The organism is Pyxidicoccus sp. M15, assembly GCF_056858435.1.
Genome location: NZ_CM166495.1, coordinates 6,403,085 through 6,423,767, shown reverse-complemented (window position 1 = coordinate 6,423,767; position 20,683 = coordinate 6,403,085). Strand labels below are relative to the sequence as shown.

Sequence of the window (20,683 nt, the reverse complement as noted above, 5' to 3'; positions counted from 1 at the left end):
GAATCTTCCCCTCCTCAAGGGAGTCATCTGTGGGCATAAACACACCTGATAACTATGGTTTCGCCGAGTTCAACGTCGTGGGCGTAGTGGGGAAGCAATTGCTTGGCGCATCACGACTAGAGATTCAAATCGCTGTACAGCCAAATGTACAGTACGAGCCTGTCAAAGGAGCCACTCTTACCGCACTCACTGCGGAGCTTCAGATCTCAGGCCGGAGTGGAACGAGCAGACCTCTGGGCGTGATTACGTCAGACGCACCTGTATGGATTGAAGCGCTGCGCAACAACCCTATGCACGTGCGATTGGGTATGTCCCTCGATCTACGGCGCATTAATGCAATTGAAGAACTGCGGGATGGAGGCAGCGTATCGCTCCACCTTGTACTGAATGGACAAGTCTATCAGCACGGAAAATTTCACGCAGGTGATCAGACGCTCCAGCCCTACAAGATAGAACAGAGCCTCTGGCTGGAAGTGCTCAAGTCAATGGCGGATAGACGAATCCTGCTTGTCGAGATCCCTCTTCCCGAGGGTGCCAATCCAGATCTCGCAAGGGCAATAGAAAACTTTGTTTCGGCGCAGAATGCTCTGCTGCGCGGGGATTATAAGGGGGCGGTCGGAGCATGCCGGCCTGTATTGGAGGCGTTGACACGAACCCTCCAGGATGAAAATAGACTGCCACCCGAATGGGCAAACCTGCTCAGTAGGAATAGAACCCAGGCCTGGACCAAGGATACCCGGATGAGCGCAATCCGGAAGGCGCTGCTAGTTTATACCCATCTGGCAATGCACGACGGAGCCGAGCCGGTGTCGTTCGACCGCTCCGAAGCCCTAGCAATTCTCTCCATCACCGCTGCATTGCTTCGGAAATTTGAGTAGTGCCTCAACCCAGCAGCTTGAACGTTTTGCGGACAATCACCATCCGCTGTACTTCGCTGATGCCCTCGTAGATGGTCTGCACGCGGGCGTCGCGGAAGTACCGCTCCACCAGGAACTTGTCGATGTATCCGTAGCCCCCGTGCAGTTGCACGGCCTTGTCCGCGAGCTTGTTGCTCATCTCGCTGGCGAACAGCTTCGCCATGGAGGCCTCGCGGGAGAACGGCTGGCCCTGCTCCTTCATGTACGCCGCGCGCAGCGTCAGCAGCTCCGTCGCCTCAAGCTGCGTCTTCATGTCCGCCACCATGAAGCGCGGGGCCTGGAACTCGCCAATGGCCTGCCCGAAGGCCTTGCAGTCCTTGGAGTACGCAATCGCCGCCTCCAGCGACCCCCGGCCCACGCCGCACGCCTGCGAGGCGATGCCGATGCGCCCGCCGTCCAGCGGTTCCCACGCGCCACCGCGATGGTTAAGTTGGACAGCGACCTACGTAAATACAACTACGAGCTGGGTCTTTTGGCTCAATCCCTGTCCTACAGAGGGCAACACGCGCCACTTTGTGACAGTGTACTGCCCACCACCATGAATCAGGATCGGGTCAGGTGCACCCTCGCGAGGCGGAGGCCCGTCGATTAGAAGGACAGCAGACCCCTCTTGCCCAGGGATTGGCGCTTGGAACTGATGAACAGTACAGGAGGTTCCGCTTGCGCCTTGCCTAAGGGTTGACATTGTGCCCTCCAAGGTTTGGCTATGCTACTTGAGATACCACAACAAACGTTTTGCGCACGATGCCACCACCCTCGGAGACATCACGTTCCTCAACTCGCTCTACTTTGTAGTGCTGGTGTGAAACATAGTCTCGAAGAATAAGTTCGTCGCCTGGCGCTGGTAGCTTGGCATACTGCGCATCAGGGTCGATTACTGAGCCATTGAGTTCCACAGAGACCTTCGGCATCTGCGCATCTCCTTGTCAGGCTACGAACCGCAAACCAAATGCAGTTTGAATTGCTGAACCAGCTCAGCCCAGCAGCTTGAACGTTTCGCGAGCAATCACCATCCGCTGCACCTCGCTGGTGCCCTCGTAGATGGTCTGCACGCGGGCATCGCGGAAGTACCGCTCGACGGGGAACTCGTCGATGTACCCGTAGCCGCCGTGCAGCTGCACGGCCTTGTCCGCCAGCTTGTTGCTCATCTCGCTGGCGAACAGCTTCGCCATGGAGGCCTCGCGGGAGAAGGGCTGGCCCTGCTCCTTCATGTACGCCGCGCGCAGCGTGAGCAGCTCCGCCGCCTCCAGCTGCGTCTTCATGTCCGCCATCATGAAGCGCGGGGCCTGGAACTCGCCGATGGCCTGACCGAAGGCCTTGCGGTCCTTCGAGTACGCAATCGCCGCCTCCAGCGACGCCCGGCCCACGCCGCACGCCTGCGAGGCGATGCCGATGCGCCCGCCGTCCAGCGCCGTCATCGCCAGCCGGAAGCCCTGCCCCTCCGAGCCCAGGAGGTTCTCCGCGGGAATCTCACAGTCCTCGAACGTCAGCGCCACCGTGTTCGAGGAGCGCAGCCCCATCTTGTCCTCGTGCTTGCCGATGATGAGACCCTTCGTCCCACCCTCCACGATGAAGCACGACAGGCCCTTGTTCCCCGTCGGCGCCGTGCGCGCCCACACCACCATCACCCCCGCGTACGCACCGGAGGTGATCCACTGCTTGCTGCCGTTGAGGACGTACGTGTCCCCGCGCTTCACCGCCGAGGTGAGCATCGCGCCCGGGTCCGAGCCCGCGTGCGGCTCCGACAGCGCGAAGGAGCCGGCAATCGCCTCGCCCGAGACCAGCTTCGTGACGAACTTCTCGCGCTGCGCCTCCGTGCCGAAGGCGTTGATGAGCTCCGCGCACATGTTCGTCACGGCCATCGTCACCGACGTGGACGCGTCCGCCGCCGCCATCTCCATCATGGCCAGCGCGTAGGAGACGACGCCCGCCTCCGAGCCGCCGTACTTCGCCGGGATGTTCACCCCGAGCAGGCCCAGCTCACCCATCTCCTTGTAGAGCTCCGTGGGGAAGCGCTCCTCACGGTCCAGGGTGCGGGCCTGGGGGGCCACGCGCTCGCGCGCGAACTTGCGGGCGGTGTCGCGGATCAGCGTCTGGGTCTCGGTCAGCTCGAGGTTCACGGCGGTCTTCCTACTCGATGGCCTTGAGGTTGAACGGATACTCGATGGGGTGGTCCGCGCCGTCCGGAGGCTTGGGGAACGTCATGGACGACAGCACCGCCACCACGCAGTCGTGCAGGCCCGGGTCCTTCAGCGTGCTCGACTTCTTCACCACCTTCGCGCCCTTCACCAGGCCGTTGGCGTCGATGGTGAAGGACGTCATCAGCCGGCCCTCCACCTTCTTGTTCTTCTCCGCCAGGTGGTCCTCGTAGCACTCCTGGATTCGAGGCTGGTTGTAGGTGACCACCTGCCGGATGGAGTCCGGAGTGAAGGGCAGACGCTCGACATCCGGCCCCTCGCTCTGCGCGGGGGCCGAGGCGGGCTTCCCGCCGGAGGGCTTCTTCGCCGGAGTGCCCTGTGCGAGCGCCACCGCAGAAACAAGAAGGACCGCTGGGAGAAGGACCCGCTTCATCACGCCTACTCCTTCAAGAGGTTGGCCGAGATGACGATGCGCTGGATCTCGCTCGTCCCCTCGTAGATTTCGGTGATGCGCGCGTCGCGCACGTGGCGCTCGGCGTCCATCTCCTTGCTGTAGCCCATGCCGCCGTGCACCTGGAGGGCCTTGTTCGCCACGCGGCTGGCCATCTCGCTGGCGTACAGCTTGGCCATGGCGCTCTCCGGGCTGTGGCGCTGGCCCTTGTCCTTCATCAGCGCCGCGCGCCACACCAGCAGCCGGGCCGCGTCGATCTCCGTGGCCATGTCGGCGATCATGAACTGGATGGCCTGGTGGTCGCGGATGGGCTTGCCGAAGGACTTGCGCTCACCCGAGTAGCGGACCGCCTCCTCGTACGCCGCGCGGGCGATGCCGAGCGCCTGCGACGCGATGCCGATGCGGCCGCCGTCCAGCGTGCTCATGGCGACCTTGAAGCCGTCGCCCTCCTTGCCCAGCATGTACTTGGCCGGCACGCGCATGTCCTCGAAGAACATGGAGCAGGACCAGGCGGCGCTGATGCCCATCTTCTTGTCGGGCTCGGCGCGGATGAAGCCGGGGGTGTTGGTGGGGACGACGAAGGCGGTGATGCCCTTGTTGCCCTTCTCCTTGTTCGTCATCGTGAAGAGGACGATGGCGTCCGCCTTCGGACCGTTGGTGATCCAGTTCTTGGAGCCGTTGATGACGTACTCGTCACCGCGGCGCACCGCGACGGTCTTCTGAGCGGCGGCGTCGCTGCCGGCCTCGGGCTCGGTGAGGCCGAAGCAGCCGAGCTTGTCGCCGCGGGCGAAGGGCGTGAGGAACTGCTCCTTCTGCTCCTCGGTGCCGAACTTCATCACCGGGTCGCAGTAGAGCGAGTTGTTCACGCTCATGATGACGCCGGTGGAGGCACAGCCACGGCTGATCTCCTCCATGGCGATGGCGTAACAGACGTTGTCCAGCCCGGCGCCGCCGTGGCTCTCGGGGACGGCGACGCCCAGCAGGGACAGCTCCGCGAGCTTCTTCACCGCGTCCGTGGGCCACGCGTGGGTCTCATCCCACTTGCGGGCGTTGGGGATCAGCTCCTTGGCGGCGAACTCGCGGGTCATCCGCTGGATCTCGCGCTGGACGTCGGTCAGCTCGAAGTTCATGAGACTCCTCGACAGCGGGGAGGAAAAGAGAAGGGCCTACATAGTATGGGGGCTTCCCCTCGGGAACAGCGAAGAGGAGGGCCCCCACTGCAAGCGCGGGTTGACGTGCCGATTAGAGGACGACCGGGCGGCCGGCTCCCGGGAATCCAAGGGTGAGCCAAAGAACATGTTGAGGGGCACGGTGACGTCGAAGGTGACGTCCGTCCGGTCGCCCTCCCCCGTCCAGGCCCGCCGGAGGACCAGGGACAGGGTCCACGGCACGGTGTGCCGGTGGCGCTCGATGAGGTCATACGTCAGCCCCACACCCGCCACCCCGCCCGAGCCGTCCTCGCCCCACAGCCCCGCACCTTCCACGAGCGCACCGAAGCGCAGCGTGTCCGGGAAGGCGTACACCCGGGCCCCGGCGAGCAGCCGGAAGACCGACGGCTTCAGCCGGAGCTGGGGCTCCACGAAGGGCGAGACGATGAGTGTGGGCCCGGGAATGTCCAGGGGCGGCGAGGCCCACGGGTGGACGGGCCAGGACAGGAGCCACCGCTCCTTCGAGTCCGCGCTCCACTCGTAGCGGACGTCGGGAAAAAGCGGCTCGAGCGCGCACGCGGTGTAGAGGCAGAGCGTGCGCTTCCAGGAGACGAGCGCCGGGGCGCGCCCGTCCTCGTCCCCTGCTTCCGCGGCCGGTGAAGGCGCCGCGGCCAGGAGGCAGGTCAGCAGTCCCCCGGCCGCGAGCGCCCGGCGCACTTCACTTGCCGGTGAAGGAAGCGGGGCGCTTCTCCAGGAAGGCCTTCATGCCCTCGCGCTGGTCCGCCGAGCCGAACAGCTCGCCGAACGTCTTGCGCTCCAGCTCGTTGGCGGCGCGCAGGTCCTTGTCCGCGCCCTCTTCGATGACGCGCTTGGCCTTGGCGATGGCGAGCGGGCCGTTCTTCAGCATCTTCGCGGCCACCTCGCGGCAGTGCGGCAGGAGCGCCTCGGGGGCGAACACCTCCAGCACCAGGCCCAGCTCCTTCGCCTTCGCCGCGTCGATGCGCTCACCGGTGAAGATGAGCTCCTTGGCGCGGGCGCGGCCCACCGCGCGGGTGAGGCGCTGGGTGCCGCCGAAGCCGGGGATGACGCCCAGGCCCACCTCGGGCAGGCCGAGCTTCGCCTTCTCCGACGCGTAGATGAAGTCGCACGCCAGGGCCAGCTCGCACCCGCCGCCGAGCGCGAAGCCGTTGACGGCCGCGATGGTGGGGATGGGCAGCGCCTCCAGCATGGCCATGACGCGGTGGCCGAGCGCGCCGAACTCCTGCGCCTGCGACTCGCTCAGCGCCGCCATCTCCGCGATGTCCGCGCCGGCGACGAAGGCCTTCTCGCCGCCGCCGGTGACGATGAGCACGCGCACGTCCGTGCCGATGGAGCCCAGCGCGGCCTCCATCTCCTGCAGCGTCTTGCTGTTGAGGGCGTTGAGCGCCTTGGGCCGGTCGATGAAGAGCGTGGCGACCGCGCCGTCCTGCTCCAGCCGGATGTTCTCGTAGGCCATGTGCGTGGGCTCCGTGGGATTAGTACTTGTAGAAGCCGCGGCCGCTCTTCTTGCCGTACCAGCCGGCGTCCACGTACTGGCGCAGGAGCGGGCTGGGGCGGTACTTGGAGTCACCGAGGCCCTTGTGGAGCACCTCGGCGATGTAGAGCACGGTGTCCAGGCCGATGAAGTCCGCGAGCTGCAGCGGGCCCATGGGCTGGTTGGTGCCCAGCTTCATCGCGGTGTCGATGTCCTCCACCGTGCCCAGGCCCTCCATCAGCGCGAAGCAGGCCTCGTTGAGCATGGGGATGAGGATGCGGTTGACGATGAAGCCCGGGTAGTCCTTGGACACCACCGTCGTCTTGCCCATCTTCTCGGCCAGGGCGCGCGTGGTGGCGTACGTCTCGTCGGACGTGGCGGCGCCGCGGATGAGCTCCACCAGCTGCATCACCGGCACCGGGTTCATGAAGTGCATGCCGATGACGGACTCGGGGCGCTTCGTGGACGCGGCGATGCGCGTAATCGGAATGGACGAGGTGTTGGTGGCGAGGATGCCGCCCGGGCGCACCACGGAGTCCAGGTCCTGGAAGATGCGGCGCTTGAGGTCCTCGTTCTCCGTCACGGCCTCGACGGCGAAGTCGACGTCCTTCGCCTCCTTCACGTCCGTGAGGGTGGCGAGGTTGGCCTCGGCGGCGGCGCGCTTCGCCTCGTCGAGCTTGCCCTTCTCCACCAGCTTCTTCAGGCCGCCCTTGATGCGGTCCGCGCCCTTGGCGAGCCCTTCCTTGGACACGTCCGCCAGCGTGACGCGCAGGCCGGCCTGGAGTGCCACCTGCGCGATGCCCGCGCCCATCTGCCCCGCCCCGACGACGACGATATGCTCCGTTGCCATGGTGTTCGCGAACCCCTTGCTGGGAATGTGAGTGACGTGCGGCCGCCCATAGCCCACGCGTCCGGGACGGTCAACGACCGGTGGGCGGCATCCGCAGCTGGCGGACGATGTACTGCGCCTCTCCCACCTCCAGCGTCTCCTCCAGCTTCATGCGGCGGTCGAACCCCTCCAGCTTCACGAAGATGCGCACCCGCCAGGTGCCTTCGGGAACGTCCAGGGCGAACGTCTCCTCGGGCGGAGGCCCCGCGGTGTAGAAGCGCTCCTCGCGCTTGAGCACGTTGCCCTCGTCGTCCACCACCTGGAGGTCCAGGGCCCGGGCGATGTTCCACTCCGTCCCATCGAACTGGAGCCGCAGCTCGTGATCGGGCTTGCCCGGGTTCTGCCAGAGCCACAGGCCGAAGCCCGCCAGGATGAGCAGGGGCAGCCGCTTCAGCAGCGGGTGCGAGCGCCAGTGGCGGCGCTCGGGAATGGGGGCTTGCTCGGCTGGGGAAGGCGTGTCCGCCACCGCTACTCCTTCTTCGTCCGCTTGGAGCCGGGGCGCCGCGCGTTGAGCTCGGAGACGACCACGCGGGGCGTGCCGGCCTTCTTCTCCTTCGGCTCGCTCGGCGTCTCGTTCTCCGCGTCCGCCTTGTCCGGCGGCACGAGGCGGATCTGCGCCTTGATCTCCACCGTCATGCCGGACATGAGCTTGAGGAACTCGTCGCGCAGCTTCTCCGACTGGAGGAAGCGGCGCAGCTCGTCGGTGACGACGCGGGTGATTTCGTCCTTGGTCTTCTCCGCCTGACCGAGGATGAAGCCCAGCGCCTCCTTGGGAAGCTTGAGCTGACCGGCGAGGTTGCGGATGCCCTCCTCCGTCATGAAGAGGGCACCCAGGCCGGCCACGGCCATGCGACGCACGAACTCCGGCACGAAGCCCGCGGGGCCGCTGGAGCGCCCCGCCTGCCGGTCGTCATCGTCGAGCAGCGGGTCGGGCGGGAAGTCGTCGTTGCCGGCCGAAGCCATGAAGCCTCTCCTTGGGAGTTATCGGGCCTGCACCACCGGAAGCGGCACGCTCTTCATGCTCTGCGTGGACACCCTGCCCGCCACGTTGCGAGCGACCTCCAGGAAGGCCTTCGCCTCCAGGCTGTCCTTCGCGCCCAGCACCACCGGCACGCCCGAGTCTCCGGACTCGCGCACCTTCAGGTCCAGGGGGATCTCCCCGAGGAATGGGATGCCGAACATCTCCGCCGCCTTGCGGCCGCCACCGTGGTTGAAGATGGGCGTGACGTGCGAGCAGTTCGGGCAGACGAACTGGCTCATGTTCTCCACGATGCCCAGCACGGGGATGTGGACCTTGTCGAACATCTGCTTGGCGCGAACCACGTCGGCCAGGGCCACGTCCTGCGGCGTCGTCACCAGCACGGCGCCCGCGGCGCGGATGGACTGGGACAGCGACAGGGCCACGTCACCGGTGCCGGGCGGCAGGTCGAGGACGAGGTAGTCCAGCTCGCCCCAGTTCACGTCGCGCACCAGCTGCATCAGCGCGCCGTGGAGCATGGGGCCGCGCCAGATGAGCGCCTGGTCCGCCTCCACGAGGAAGCCGATGGACATCACCTTGAGGCCGTGGGCGAGGAGCGGGTCCAGGGACTTGCCGTCCGGGCTCACCGGCTTCTTGTCCGCGAGGCCCGTCATCATGGGCACCGAGGGGCCGTAGAAGTCCGCGTCGAGCAGGCCCACCTTGGCGCCGTGCATGGCCAGGGCGGTGGCGAGGTTGAGGGCCACGGTGCTCTTGCCCACCCCGCCCTTGCCGGCGCCGACGAGGATGACGTTCTTCACCTGGGGGAGCAGCGCGCCGCCGGGGACGCCGCCACCGGCCGCGCGGACCTGGGCGCCCCACTCGATGTCGAAGGTCTTCAGCCCGGGGACCGTCTTGAGCGCGGCCTCGGCGTCCGCCTGGATCTTCCCCTTGAGCGGACAGGCCGGCGTGGTGAGCTCGATCTTGAGCTTCACCGAGTCCCCCGCGATGCGGATGTCCTTCACCATCCCCGCCTTCACGAGGTCCACGTGGAGCTCGGGGTCCATGACCTTCGACATCGCCGCGAGGACGGCCGCCTCGGAAACGCTCATCTGAACACCTGAAACCTTTTGGAAAACGGGCGGTTGGGGGCCGCCAACGGGCGCGGAATCTGCCAGCCCCCCGGGGGCTGTCAACGTCGATTAACGCCGTTGGACGTCGGGCGCACCCTGGCGGGCTGCCGCCCGGTGGAGCATGGCCGGCGGGCTGAAGGGGTCCATCAGGAGGACTGGAGGATCAGCGGGCGGGCAGGCCGTCACTCGATGGAGGCCACGCGGTACTCGCCGTCTTCGAGCACCAGCACCACGGCGCGGTCCTCTCCGAGGGGGAACAGGGCCTCCCCCGCGCCGACCCGGACGTTGGCGTTGAGGGCGAGCCGGGCCCGGCGCAGGCGCTCCTTCGCCAGGGGCTCGCGCTCGAAGTCCTCGCGCAGGCGCTCGGGGGTGTAGCGGGCGCGCAGCGGCGCGGCGAGCAGGCTCCAGGCCTTCTGCCACTCGCGGGCCTCCACGGTGTCCAGGAAGCGCGAGAGGGCCGCCCGGGGCACGTCCGCCGGCCGGGCCTCCACCACGCGCCAGCCCTGGGCGGTGTGGGCCAGGGTGACGGAAGGGGCGCGGGCCTCCAGCACCTGGGTTCCGGAGCGCACGGCGGCGGCGCGCTCTCGGCGGGTGGACTCGTCGGAGTAGCGGTCCAGGAAGGCGACCTCGCCCTCGGGCCCTCCGTTGGTGAGGGCGTAGGCGTCCTGGAGGCGCCCCTCGTCCAGGGCCCGGGCATAGGCCTCGGCGACGAAGACGGGCTCGCGTGCGGGGGTGGCGCAGGCGGCCAACAGGGGCAGGCAGAGGAGGACGGTGCGCTTCATGGGCGCGCGGAGGGTAGCACCGGAGCCGCTCGTCGCGCGCGCGGCGATTCCATCAACCGGAATGTGCCCGACACCTTCAGTCTTTGACCTGCCTGCCTTCAACGTACTCATAGCGCTCACCCAGGACGCCGACGTACCGCTGCGACTCCTCCCGCTCGAGCACGGGGACGCTGGATGGCCTCAATCTTCGTTCGAAGTCGTATTGCGAGACATCCAATGGATGGGCCACGAGCGTGCCAGAGAATCGAGTCCGGGCGAGCCATGTGTCCGCCAGCTGCTTGCGAGAGAAAACGGCGGTGGGCTCCGATGCGCCTGTGCCCGTGAAGACCCAGACCGCGCCTCGCGCCTGGAAGAGTTGAAGCCGCTCTTCCGAGGGCAGCTGGCGCGTTTCGAAGGGGGCGTTCAGCCCGAGCGCACGAAGGGCCTCGACCACCCGCGCTGCCTCCGGCGGGTCCGCGCTGACAGAGACGCAATTCACGGGCTCGAGCCAGATCAGCACGAGACGAAGCCCGTCCTCCATCTCGAATGCCCAGAACCACTCGCGCCCGCCCGCCGTGCGCGTGGGATCGTCCTCGATGTAGCCAGGCTCACCCAGGACCTGGAGCAGCTCGCGATTCGCCGGAAACTCCACCACCCACCCGGAGTGTCCGTACGGCATGACGACTGGGAATCGTAATCGCTGCATGGAGCCCCCTCACTTCCGTCGGTGCACCCTCGTCCCGAAATATGCCTTCTGCTGGTCGAGCGACTCAAAGGTGGAAGGCGCATCCGGGTAGAGCGCCCGCAGACCGGCCTCCGCGGCCTGGACGACATTGAGGCACCCATGATCAAGGGAGGACACCAGGAAGGGGCCGCCGGACGCGTAGCGGCACTGGCCGACCAGGGACACGGTGGTCGCCCATTGTTCGCAGGCCGCTCGGATGCGGTACGGAGGCGCTACCAGCTTCGCGAGGGCCTCCCGTTCACACAGCTTCGCCCGGTAGTTCAGCGCGTAGTACGCAAGCTCCTCGTCCCGGTCGCTGGAGAGCTTCCTCATGAGCCTCGCCACGTCCGGACGCGAGGGCTGGACGTACAGGGCGAACGCCAGCACCCGGCGCTGAGCACCGGCCGCACGTTGGATACGCGATGCGAGCACCGCGGAGTCGTAGCGACGCGCCAGCTCCCGAGCCAGCTCCCAGTCCGAGGCCTCGCACTTCAGGGCATCCCCCGCGCAGGACAGGACCTGCTCGAGTTCCATCTGCTCGAGAGGCGGAGGCGCCGGAACCTCCGCCATCATGAGGACCAGCAAGAGGGTCAGCATGGCCATTCATCCACGGTCATACGCACGATCGTTCCACAGCTCCGCCAGGAGGTCGCGGACCCTGTCGCCCAGGAGGTCCGAGACATCATCGAACGCCTCGGCACCCCACGGCCCACCCAGCCTCCACGCCGTCGGACACAGCGCATACGTCTGCGCCCGCGCCGAGCCCATCAGCAGCTTGAGCAACGAGAGCCGCTTCTTCGGCCCACCGTAGGTAATGATGTCGAACCGCTCCGCGGACACCTTCGCCAATTCCAGCGCGCGGCCACACGCCGCCTCGAAGCCGCCGACGTGGTCCACCAGCCCCACCCCCTTCGCCCGCATCCCCGAGTACACCCGCCCCTCCGCCAGCGTGTGGATCTCCTCCGGCGTCCGGCCGCGTCCCTTCGCCACGTACCCCAGGAAGCCCTGGTAGACCTCCTCCACCTCCGCCTCCAGCGTGGCGCGCTCGCGCGGGGTGAAGCCCCGTGAGTTGGAGTTCAGCGCCGCGTTCTCCCCCCGGACCAGCACCGTCTGGTGCACGCCCAGCCGCTCCAGCAGCACGGACGCATCGAACTTCCCCGCGAACACGCCAATCGAGCCCACCACCGCGTGCGGCGTGGACCAGATCTCCTTCGCGCCCACCGCGACCATGTACCCGGCGCTGGCGCACACCCGGTCCATGAACGCGATGACGGGCTTCTTCCGCCCCACCCGCTGCACCGCCTCCAGCATCTGCTCCGACGCCAGCGGCGCGCCCCCGGGACTGCTGATGTAGAGCACCACCGCCTTCGTGCGCCTGTCCCTCCCCGCCGCGCGCAGGGCCTTCACCACCGCGCCCGACGACGCCATCCGCTCACTATTCGCCCCCTGCCCGGGGACGATGACGCCCGACACCGGCACCAGCGCCACGCGCGGCGGCCGCTTCAGCCTCCGCCAGCGCACCGGGGGGAAGGGCACCGTGGACAGGTACGTCGCCATGGACTCCAGCTCCCTCTCGTCCTCGTGCGCCTCCCCGGCCTTCACCAGCCCCAGGTGCGCCGGCAGGTCCGCCTCGCTGACCAGCGCGTCCACCAGCCCCGCCTCCACCGCCCGCCGAGCGCTGAAGGGCCCCTGGTCGATGAGCGCCCGCACCTCCTCCGGCGTCTTGCGGCGCCCGCGCGCCACCGCATCCACGAGGTCCACGTAGCGCTCGTCCAGGAACGACTCCACCGTCCGCGCCTGGATGTCGGACACCGTCGCGTGGGTGAAGAGCTCCGGCGCCGTCTTGTAGTCACCCCGCCGCACGAAGTGGGCCTGGATGCCCACGCGCGACAGCCCCTCGCCCAGGGCCGTGGCCTCGGCCGAATAGCCCACCACGTCCACCCGGCCCATGGGCGCCAGCAGCGCCTCGTCCGCCGCGCACATGACGGGGTAGGCGTCCGTCTCCACGCTCACCGCCCAGGCCACCACCCGCTTGCCCGCCCTGCGGAACTCCGCCACCACATCCACCAGCGCGTCCCGCTTCGCCGGCGGCACGGCCAGGTTCTCCACCTCCAGCAGGATGCCCTTCACCCCGGCGTCCCCCGCCAGCAGCCGCAGGGACTCCCGGAAGCGCTCCACCGAGGTGACGGCGGCCGGCTCCGGGCGCGTCCCTCCCAGTTGGAATCGGGACTTGCGCCGCTCGCGGTACGGCGGGTCCCCCGTCAGCCGGAAGCGCACGTAGGCCGGCCGGTGGCGGGCGGCGAGCAGCCGGAAGGGCAGCCCCAGCAGGCTCCGCAGCAGGAGGAAGAGGTTGGCGAGGGCGATGAAGGGCAGGCGCAGCATGGCGTCCCCGGGGAGGAAATGTGGGCGTTCTGCGCCGTAACGGAGCCCCCCCAACCGCGCAAGCCCTGTTCAGCCCGTACGTTGGGTCGTGTTAGCCTCCGCCCCCATGCGAAACGCCCTCCCCCGGCTCGTTCTCGTCCTCGCCCTCTGCTCGGGCGGTGCCGCGCTGGCCCAGCCCCGGCGCCAGGTGCAGGAGTTCAAGGCCCAGCGCGAGCTGACGGCCGAGGAAAAGGAAATCGCCAAGCAGCGCGCCATGGGCAACAACCTCAACTCCTATGGCAAGGACATCCAGGTGAAGCAGCCGCCCGTCCCCTGGATGGCCATTGGCCTGGTGGTGCTCGTCTTCGCGGCCGCCGTGCCCTTCGGGTTCCGGGCCTACCGGAACACGACGAAGGAGATCTCCGGCGCCAACACCTTCGGTGCCAACCGGGGTGACGAAGAAGAGGCCTGAGCCTCGCGCGTCAGCGCGGGCGGACCTCCACGGCGCCGCTCGCATCCACGCTGACGTGCACCGGCAGGAAGCGCTCCACCACGCGGGCATGCGTGGTGAGGTGGTCGGTGATGCGCGCCGCCGTGAAGCGCGTCGTGCCCGGCGTGGCCGGCCCCAGCCGTCCGGAGGCCAGCAGCGCCGCGGGCAGGAGGATCTGATCCGCGAGGTGCTCGTCGAGCGCGCCCCCGGTCTCCATGAAGTCCGCCAGCGCCACGGCGGCCTCGCGCCCCACCTCTTCCGCGGCACGGCCCCGCTCGCCCAGCGCGGTGAAGCCGGCGATGGTGTGCTCGAACTGGGCCAGCACGAAGGTGACGGTGCCCACCGAGCGCGTCACCGGCAGCGGCCGGTTCTCCGCCTCGGCGAGGATGCCCCGCTCGCGCAGGGCGGCCACGGCGGCGCGGGACTGGCGCTCGGCGATGGTGAAGGGCAGCCCGCCGGTGAAGGATGACACGCGCACCTCGCGCAGCATCCCGCGCGCGGGCAGTTCCACCAGCAGCGGCGGCTCCTGGGGCGGGCCCACCTCCGCGACGATTTCCCCCGCGCCCTCCGGGTAGAAGCCCGCGTGCGGCAGGGTGAGCTGCACGGGCAGGCCGTACGCGCGGGCCACCGGCTGCCAGACGTTGGCGATGTAGTGGTAGCTGGGGCTGTGCGGCAGGTGCGTGCCGCCGCGCAGGATGAGCTCCCCGCCCCCGGCCAGGGCCAGCGGATAGACGAGACACTGGAAGAGCAGCGGCGTGCTGCCGGCGGTGCCCACTTCCAGCAGGTAGCTCCCCGCGCGCACGGGGCCCGGGGTGAAGGAGAGCTCGGAGGCGCCCACGGTGGCGCCCTCGCTGGAGCCGTCGCTCAGGGCCTCGGCGCCGCGCACGCAGGCCAGGTGCTGGGGACGCAGGCCCGGTGGATCTCTCTTCTCGCGCAGGCGCGTGATGTGGAAGGGACGGCCGGTGATGAGCGACAGCGACAGCGCGGTGCGGAGGATCTGCCCTCCTCCCTCACCCTCACTCCCGTCGAGCTCCACCCGCCCGCTGTCGGGCCCCTCCGTGCCAGTCATGTCCCTCACGTCCAAGGCGTCTGCCGCGTGACAGGTGCAGCGTAACAGGAACGCACGGTGATCTCCCGTGCGGAACGGACGTCGCGCTGCGTCCTCCCGCCGCGGATGTCGGGCCGGAAGCACTGCGACTTCCGGCCCGCACGTCGACTCCGCGCCCTACTCGTCCGCCGACGGCAGCACACCCACCTTCACGGAGCTGGGGTGCGCGGCGGACATGTACACGCGGTGGAACGCGCGCGTGAAGTCCGTGTCCTTCGCCTCGAAGATATTGGGAACGTAGGTCTGCGGGTTGCGGTCGATGAAGGGGAACCAGCTCGACTGCACCTGGATCATCACCCGGTGCCCGCGCTGGAAGGTGTGGAACACGTCGTTGATGACGAAGCGCACCTTCGTCACCTCGCCGGGCTTGAAGGGCCTGGGCTCGCTGTAGCTGTCGCGGAAGCGGCCGCGGAACGGCTCACCGCGCACCAGCGTCTGCTGGCCGCCGCGGTTGCGCTTGCCCTGCTCGTCGTCGCTCTGCTTCCACCCGCGCAGCTTGCCCGGATTCACGTCCACCAGCTTCACCACCCAGTCCGCGTCCGTGCCGGTGGTGGACACCCACAGCTCCGCCTCCAGCGGGCCCGCCAGCGTCAAGTCACTCGCGAGCGGCTCCGTCTCGAACACCAGCACGTCCGGCCGGCGCGACGCGAAGCGCTGGTCCTCCGCCATGTAGTTCTTGCTCCATCCGGGGTTCAGCTCCTGCGTGTACGGCACCGGCTTGTCCGGGTCGCTCACGTACTCGGCGAAGGACTCCGTGGTGCCCGTGGGGGCCTTGTTGAAGGACAGCGCGCCCTTGGGCTGGAAGTAGAGCCGCGTCTCGCGCAGGCCCTTCGGCGGCCAGCTCTCGAAGCGGCGCCAGCGGTTGGCGCCCGTCTCGAACACCAGCGCCTCCGGCAGCTCCGGCTTCTTGCCGTCCTTGAGGTACGCCTTGAAGAAGTCGAGCGCCAGCTCCTGGTACGTCTCGCTCGTCTTGAAGCCGAACTCCGCGTCACCCAGCTCGGTGCCCTCCGTGCCCTGCCAGCCGCCGTGCCGCCACGGGCCCATGATGAGCGTGTTGGTGGTGCCGGGGTTCTGCTTCTCGATTGCCGCGTAGGTCCGCAGCGGCCCGTACAGGTCCTCCGTGTCGTACCAGCCGCCCACCGTCATCACCGCCGCCTTGATGTTCTTCAGGTGCGGCAGGAGGTTTCGCGCCTGCCAGAAGGCGTCGTAGTTGGGGTGCGCGACGAGGTCCTTCCAGAAGGAGATCTCGCCCTTGAGGTGCTTCGTGTCCGCGTTGCTCAGCGCCCCCACGTCCAGGAAGAAGTCATACGCGTCCGGCGTGCCGATGTCGTACGGCTTCCACTCCTCGGCGTCCGTGGGCTGGGGCCGGGGCTTGCCGAACACGGAGAAGAAGCTGAACGCCATGCCCAGGTTGAAGGCGCCATGCCGGTGCATGTCGTCCCAGAACCAGTCGGCGATGGGGGCCTGCGGGGACACCGCCTTGAGCGCCGGGTGCGAGTCGATGGCGCCCGCCGACGTGTAGAAGCCGGGATAGGAGATGCCCCACTGGCCGACACGGCCGTTGTTGTTCGGCACGTGCTTCACCAGCCAGTCGATGGTGTCGTACGTGTCCGTGCTCTCGTCGATGTCCTTCGGCCCGGACTTCTTCGGGTTGTGCGGGCGCACGTTGAGAAACTCGCCCTCGGACATGTGGGCACCGCGCACGTCCTGGCCCACGAAGATGAAGCCCTCCTTCTCGAAGGCCTCGCTGGGCCCCAGCGAGTTCGCGTACCGGTCCACGCCATACGGCGCGACGGTGTAGGGCGTGCGCACCATCAGGATGGGGTAGCGCTTCGTCGGGGACGCATCGACGGGCACGTAGACGGACGTGAACAGCCGCTTGCCGTCGCGCATGGGGATGCGGAACTCGTACTTGGTGTAGCGCGAGCGGATGCGGTCTTCCCGCTCTTGGGACCAGCCGTAGGGCGGCTTCGGCGCCTGAGGGCCGGGCTGCGCGCCCGCGGGGGCGGCGAGGGAGAACAGCAGCAGTGCCGCGAGGCTGCGGGACACGGAGTGCATGCACGCTCCTGGAGGAGAGGGCGTCATTCTGGGGGACCACCACCGGCGTCGGAAGCTCCGACTCCGGGGCGCCACCAACGCACATCCCGTGCTTTTGTTCCCCAGTCCGTGCAACGCCGCGGCGCGGCACGCCGCCCTACTCCGAAGGCGGCCCCCCCGGCAGCGGACGAGGCCCCGCGCGGAGGGCGCGCAGCTCGCGCTCGGCCTCCTCGAGCCGGGTGGACAGCTCCTGCACCTGGCCTTCCTGCCGGCGCAGCGCGGCCTGCGTCTGCCGCAGCTCCACGAACAGGGCCACCCTGTCGCGCAGCACGTCCGACACCAGGGGCTTGCGCATGTAGTCCACCGCGCCCTGCTTGAAGGCCGGCTGCAGCTCCGGGGAGTCTCCGTCCAGGCCCGTGAGGAGCAGGACGGGCGTGCGCCGGTTTCGCTCGCGCTGGCGCAGCAGCGTCAGCACCTCCACCCCGTTCATGTCTCCCAGCCGCAGGTCCAGGAGGATGACGGCGAAGTCCTCGTCGAGCACCCGCCGCAGCGCCTCCTGACCGGACGCGGCACGCACCAGGCGCTGGCCGAGCGGCGCGAGGATGCACTCCAGCGCGAACAGGTTCGCCGGGAGGTCGTCGACCAGCAGGATGCTCACCTGCGAAGTCGCGGAAGTGGGACGTGGGGGCGTGGCGTCGGGCACGGGTCTCGAGCGGAGGGTCGCGGGCACGGTGCGGCGAAGCATGGCCGGATCCGCGCCGCTTCCAGCGGCATCTCTCCTGACTACCGCATCGTCATGCCGACAAGAAAACACTTCACCCCGGGAGTGGACGCTCCCCGGCCCGTGCGTCCTACCCCCGCCCTTCCCCGCCCTCGTCCGGGGCCGCGTCCAGGCCGTACTTGCGCAGCTTGTCGTGCAGCGTAGCGCGGCCGATGCCCAGCCGCCGCGCGGCCTCGCTGCGGTTGCCGCCGGCGATGCGCAACGCGTCCAGGACGAGGCCCCGCTCGTACGCCTCCACGCGCTCCTTGAGGCCCACGCCGTCCGGTGCCTCCGCGCTCGCACCGGGGCCCGGAGCGCTGGCTCCCGCCGGGGCACCGGGCGCCGGGGAGTCGGGGACGGGCAGCAGCCCCAGGTCCAGCTCGCCGTCGCTGGAGAGCGCGACGAGGCTCTCCAGCGTGTTCTCCAGCTCGCGCACGTTGCCCGGCCACGGCAGTGCGCGGAGCTTCTCGAAGAAGCCTTCGGGTACCTTCAGCGGGCCCGTGTGGAAGCGGTCGCTGAAGCGGTCCAGGAACATGCGGGCCAGCACCGGGATGTCCTCCGGGCGCTCGCGCAGCGGCGGCACACGGAGCTGCACCACGTTGAGGCGGTAGTAGAGGTCCTCGCGGAACGTCCCCTCCGCTGCCCGGCGGCGCAAATCCCGGTGCGTGGCCGCGAGGATGCGCACGTCCACCTTGACGGGCCGGTCCTCGCCCACCGGCCGCACCTCGCCCTCCTGCAGGACGCGCAGCAGCTTGGCCTGGAGCGGCGGGGCCAGCTCCCCCACCTCGTCCAGCAGCAGCGTGCCGCCGTCCGCCTCGCGGAAGAGGCCCTGGCGCACGCGGTGCGCGCCGGTGAAGGCGCCCTTCGAGTGGCCGAACAGCTCCGCCTCCGCCAGCTCCTCCGTGAGCGCCGCGCAGTTGAAGCGCAGGTAGGGCCTGTCCGCGCGCGGCGAGGCCCGCACCAGCGCCTCCGCCACCCGCTCCTTGCCCGTGCCGCTCTCGCCCGTAATCAGCACCGTCACGTCCCGCGAGCCCGCGCGCTGGACGAGCTGCGCCAGCCGCCCCATGGCCTCCGAGGCGAACACCAGCGAGCGGGACAGGTTCAGCTCACCCGCGAGCCGCTCGTTCTCGTCGCGCAGCCGCACCGCCTCCAGCGCGCGGGTGACGACGGCCAGCAGCTCGTCCACGTCGAAGGGCTTGCGGAAGTAGTCGTACGCGCCCGCCTTCACCGCCTCCACCGCGAAGCGCTCCGAGCCGTGCGCCGTGACGACGATGATGCGCGGCGCGTGGGGCTGGCCGTGCAGCCGCTTCACCAGCTCCATCCCGTCCACGCGCGGCATCCGCAGGTCGGTGATGACCAGCTCGTACGGCCGCGCCGCCAGCTTCGCCAGGGCGACCTCGCCATCCTCCGCGACGTCCACCGAGACGCCGGGCAGGCTGCGCAGCGTCTCCTTCAGCGTGAAGCGCACGCCTGCGTCGTCGTCCACCACCAGCACGTGGTGGATGGCCTCCGCTGCCGTGCCCGCCTCAACCGGCATGGGCCACCTCGCGTCCTGACTCGGGCTCGCACTGGGTGGGCAGCGCCGCGTCCGCTCCATTCAGGACGCGGCTGGGGACTGCGGGGAACAACCGTGGCCGCTTCCGGAACGCCTCAGGGCGGAGCCGGAGGCGTCCTGTTCGGAAATGTCGGGGGTTTTGCGGCGCGAAAGGTCCCGACATTTCCGAACAGGACGGTGCCGCGAGCGTCCGGACCGCTGCCCCAGCCACTCCCTCGTCAAGAAGCATGTCTCTTCCAGCTCCGCTCGCGACGGCCCGCTCCGCTGCGGACCGCCAGGCCAGGGCCACCGCGAGGCCCTGCCGACCTCCTCCGCGCCCGGAATCAACCGGCATGGGCCACCGCGCGCTCGCCCACGGGCTTGAGGATGTCCGCGGGCAGCTCTCGCGGGAGCACCAACTCCGCCACGCACCCGCCACCCGTCCGGTTCGTCAGCGTGACATCTCCTCCGTGCTGGCGCGCCAGCGCGCGCGCCACCGTCAGCCCCAGCCCGGAGCCTTTCGCCTTGCTGGTGACGCCCGCCTCGAACGCGCGGCCGGCCACCTCCGGAGGCAGGCCCGAGCCCGTGTCCTTCACGGACACCCGGGCCTCACCGATGGAGTTGGCGTCCACCTCCAGGAGCACCTGGCCACCCCGGGGGCTCGCCTCGATGGCGTTGTGGAGCAGGTTCATCACCACCTGCTTCACCTTGCGCGCGTCACACACGGAGAGCACGGGCCCCTGCCCCACGCGCTCCAGCCGGACCTCGCCCTGGGCGGCGAGCCCCTCGTGCAGCACCAACGCCTCGTCACACAGCGCCACCAGGTCCACCGCGCTCACCGACAGCGGGACGAGCGGCCGCGAGAAGTTGAGGAACTCCTCCAGGATGCCCTGCATGCGCACCACCTCGCTGGACAGCACCTCCAGTCTTTCGGTGGGCTGGGCGCGGCCGGCCTCGCGCACCATGAGCTGGGTGAGTCCCTTCACCGTGGCCAGCGGGTTCTTCAGCTCGTGGGCAATCTCCCCGGACATGGACTCCAGCGCCCGCGAGTAGGAGCGGTGGGTGGCCAGCAGCTCGTCCCGCTGCGCCAGCGCCTCGCGGAGCATGTCGTCGAAGGTGCCGCGGATGGCGGCGCCCACCGCGTTGATCATGATGATGAACACGAACATCAGCAACGCGGTGGCGAACATCAGCGGCCGGGGCGGCGCGCCCAGGAAAGACAGCGGGAGCATGGGCAGCCAGCCCGCCAGCTGCGGCAGCGCCATGGCCGACAGCGCCACCAGCTCCACGACGAACAGGCGCAGGTGCCAGCCCCGGGGAAGCGCGGTGGCGCCCACGAAGGCCAGGGGGATGACCATGGGCAGCAGCGGGCTGGCGAGCCCTCCCGTCCCCGTCACCAGACTCTGCTGGAACAGCACGCCCAGCAGGAGATTGACGGGCACGCTCCGCCGGGTGAGCCCCTCGCGGTTGTAGCGGCGCAGCTCGTAGATGAAGAACGTCAGGGCGGACACCACCTGGGCGGCCAGCCACGTCAGCCGCCATGGCGCGGGGTCCATCGCCGCCATCCACGCCACCGCCAGCATCAACCCCGCGCCGACGGAGGCGCGCAGCACCACCATGCGCCCGAAGATGCGGCCGATGTGCCGGAGCTGGATGTCGTCGAAGTTGCGCCGGGTCCTCGAGTCCATGGCCTGCCCCTTCCACTCACACCGCGCCGGTCATGGTACGCCGGCGCGGCCTCCATCAATCACCCGTAGCACGGGC

The 20,683-nt window shown here is 68.9% G+C and carries 21 protein-coding genes and 1 pseudogene; 2 read left to right on the top strand and 20 right to left on the bottom strand.

The genetic code is table 11. The features are described from left to right. Positions 1 to 239 precede the first annotated feature (239 nt). On the top strand, positions 240 to 878 hold the full coding sequence (locus ACX9TP_RS24155) for a hypothetical protein (protein ID WP_482982088.1): 639 nt from the start codon (positions 240 to 242) through the stop codon (positions 876 to 878). A gap of 4 nt (positions 879 to 882) precedes the next feature. On the opposite strand, the pseudogene ACX9TP_RS24150 reads toward ACX9TP_RS24155, so the two are convergent. The 15 genes and pseudogenes from ACX9TP_RS24150 to sppA form a co-directional block, all read right to left on the bottom strand. Further along, positions 883 to 1,317 (bottom strand): annotated as a pseudogene (locus tag ACX9TP_RS24150) (acyl-CoA dehydrogenase family protein); the annotation flags it as partial. A 304-nt stretch (positions 1,318 to 1,621) separates the two neighbouring features. Beyond that, the gene (locus ACX9TP_RS24145; protein ID WP_482982087.1) at positions 1,622 to 1,828 is read right to left on the bottom strand and encodes a hypothetical protein; all 207 of its coding nucleotides are present in this window, start codon (positions 1,826 to 1,828) and stop codon (positions 1,622 to 1,624) included. Positions 1,829 to 1,891: 63 nt separating this feature from the next. Further along, positions 1,892 to 3,037: an acyl-CoA dehydrogenase family protein gene (locus ACX9TP_RS24140; RefSeq protein WP_482982086.1), complete on the bottom strand. Its 1,146-nt coding sequence runs from the start codon at positions 3,035 to 3,037 to the stop codon at positions 1,892 to 1,894. A 10-nt stretch (positions 3,038 to 3,047) separates the two neighbouring features. After that, positions 3,048 to 3,488 carry an AgmX/PglI C-terminal domain-containing protein gene (locus ACX9TP_RS24135; protein ID WP_482982085.1) on the bottom strand — a complete coding sequence of 147 codons (441 nt, stop codon included), beginning with the start codon at positions 3,486 to 3,488 and terminating at the stop codon, positions 3,048 to 3,050. A 5-nt stretch (positions 3,489 to 3,493) separates the two neighbouring features. After that, positions 3,494 to 4,636, bottom strand: a complete 1,143-nt coding sequence (locus tag ACX9TP_RS24130) for an acyl-CoA dehydrogenase (RefSeq protein WP_482982084.1) — start codon at positions 4,634 to 4,636, stop codon at positions 3,494 to 3,496. A gap of 36 nt (positions 4,637 to 4,672) precedes the next feature. Further along, complete coding sequence (locus ACX9TP_RS24125; protein ID WP_482982083.1) at positions 4,673 to 5,371, bottom strand: hypothetical protein; 699 nt, start codon at positions 5,369 to 5,371, stop codon at positions 4,673 to 4,675. 1 nt (position 5,372) lies between these two features. After that, positions 5,373 to 6,149 (bottom strand): enoyl-CoA hydratase-related protein, encoded by a 777-nt coding sequence (locus tag ACX9TP_RS24120; RefSeq protein WP_482982082.1) that lies wholly within the window; start codon positions 6,147 to 6,149, stop codon positions 5,373 to 5,375. A gap of 19 nt (positions 6,150 to 6,168) precedes the next feature. Next, on the bottom strand, positions 6,169 to 7,017 hold the full coding sequence (locus tag ACX9TP_RS24115) for a 3-hydroxyacyl-CoA dehydrogenase family protein (protein WP_482982081.1): 849 nt from the start codon (positions 7,015 to 7,017) through the stop codon (positions 6,169 to 6,171). Between the two features lie 70 nt (positions 7,018 to 7,087). Next, positions 7,088 to 7,522 carry a hypothetical protein gene (locus tag ACX9TP_RS24110; RefSeq protein ID WP_482982080.1) on the bottom strand — a complete coding sequence of 145 codons (435 nt, stop codon included), beginning with the start codon at positions 7,520 to 7,522 and terminating at the stop codon, positions 7,088 to 7,090. Positions 7,523 to 7,524: 2 nt separating this feature from the next. Beyond that, positions 7,525 to 8,019 (bottom strand): hypothetical protein, encoded by a 495-nt coding sequence (locus ACX9TP_RS24105; protein ID WP_482982079.1) that lies wholly within the window; start codon positions 8,017 to 8,019, stop codon positions 7,525 to 7,527. Between the two features lie 18 nt (positions 8,020 to 8,037). Further along, positions 8,038 to 9,123 carry an Mrp/NBP35 family ATP-binding protein gene (locus ACX9TP_RS24100; protein WP_482982078.1) on the bottom strand — a complete coding sequence of 362 codons (1,086 nt, stop codon included), beginning with the start codon at positions 9,121 to 9,123 and terminating at the stop codon, positions 8,038 to 8,040. A 203-nt stretch (positions 9,124 to 9,326) separates the two neighbouring features. After that, complete coding sequence (locus ACX9TP_RS24095) at positions 9,327 to 9,926, bottom strand: hypothetical protein (RefSeq protein WP_482982077.1); 600 nt, start codon at positions 9,924 to 9,926, stop codon at positions 9,327 to 9,329. A 76-nt stretch (positions 9,927 to 10,002) separates the two neighbouring features. Beyond that, on the bottom strand, positions 10,003 to 10,584 hold the full coding sequence (locus ACX9TP_RS24090; RefSeq protein WP_482982076.1) for a DUF7710 domain-containing protein: 582 nt from the start codon (positions 10,582 to 10,584) through the stop codon (positions 10,003 to 10,005). 36 nt (positions 10,585 to 10,620) lie between these two features. Continuing rightward, positions 10,621 to 11,226 (bottom strand): hypothetical protein, encoded by a 606-nt coding sequence (locus tag ACX9TP_RS24085; protein ID WP_482982075.1) that lies wholly within the window; start codon positions 11,224 to 11,226, stop codon positions 10,621 to 10,623. A 6-nt stretch (positions 11,227 to 11,232) separates the two neighbouring features. Continuing rightward, positions 11,233 to 13,011: a signal peptide peptidase SppA gene (gene sppA / locus ACX9TP_RS24080; RefSeq protein WP_482982074.1), complete on the bottom strand. Its 1,779-nt coding sequence runs from the start codon at positions 13,009 to 13,011 to the stop codon at positions 11,233 to 11,235. 106 nt (positions 13,012 to 13,117) lie between these two features. On the opposite strand from sppA, the gene ACX9TP_RS24075 reads away from it, so the two are divergent. Next, positions 13,118 to 13,462: a hypothetical protein gene (locus tag ACX9TP_RS24075; RefSeq protein ID WP_482982073.1), complete on the top strand. Its 345-nt coding sequence runs from the start codon at positions 13,118 to 13,120 to the stop codon at positions 13,460 to 13,462. A gap of 10 nt (positions 13,463 to 13,472) precedes the next feature. On the opposite strand, the gene rtcA is transcribed toward ACX9TP_RS24075, so the two are convergent. The 5 genes from rtcA to ACX9TP_RS24050 form a co-directional block, all read right to left on the bottom strand. Beyond that, complete coding sequence (gene rtcA / locus ACX9TP_RS24070) at positions 13,473 to 14,549, bottom strand: RNA 3'-terminal phosphate cyclase (RefSeq protein WP_482982072.1); 1,077 nt, start codon at positions 14,547 to 14,549, stop codon at positions 13,473 to 13,475. A 156-nt stretch (positions 14,550 to 14,705) separates the two neighbouring features. Beyond that, on the bottom strand, positions 14,706 to 16,646 hold the full coding sequence (locus ACX9TP_RS24065) for a CocE/NonD family hydrolase (RefSeq protein ID WP_482982071.1): 1,941 nt from the start codon (positions 16,644 to 16,646) through the stop codon (positions 14,706 to 14,708). Between the two features lie 136 nt (positions 16,647 to 16,782). Further along, positions 16,783 to 17,370, bottom strand: a complete 588-nt coding sequence (locus tag ACX9TP_RS24060; RefSeq protein WP_482982070.1) for a response regulator — start codon at positions 17,368 to 17,370, stop codon at positions 16,783 to 16,785. Between the two features lie 106 nt (positions 17,371 to 17,476). Continuing rightward, on the bottom strand, positions 17,477 to 18,922 hold the full coding sequence (locus ACX9TP_RS24055) for a sigma-54-dependent transcriptional regulator (RefSeq protein WP_482982069.1): 1,446 nt from the start codon (positions 18,920 to 18,922) through the stop codon (positions 17,477 to 17,479). A gap of 341 nt (positions 18,923 to 19,263) precedes the next feature. After that, positions 19,264 to 20,607 (bottom strand): sensor histidine kinase, encoded by a 1,344-nt coding sequence (locus ACX9TP_RS24050; RefSeq protein WP_482982068.1) that lies wholly within the window; start codon positions 20,605 to 20,607, stop codon positions 19,264 to 19,266. Between the last annotated feature and the right edge of the window lie 76 nt (positions 20,608 to 20,683).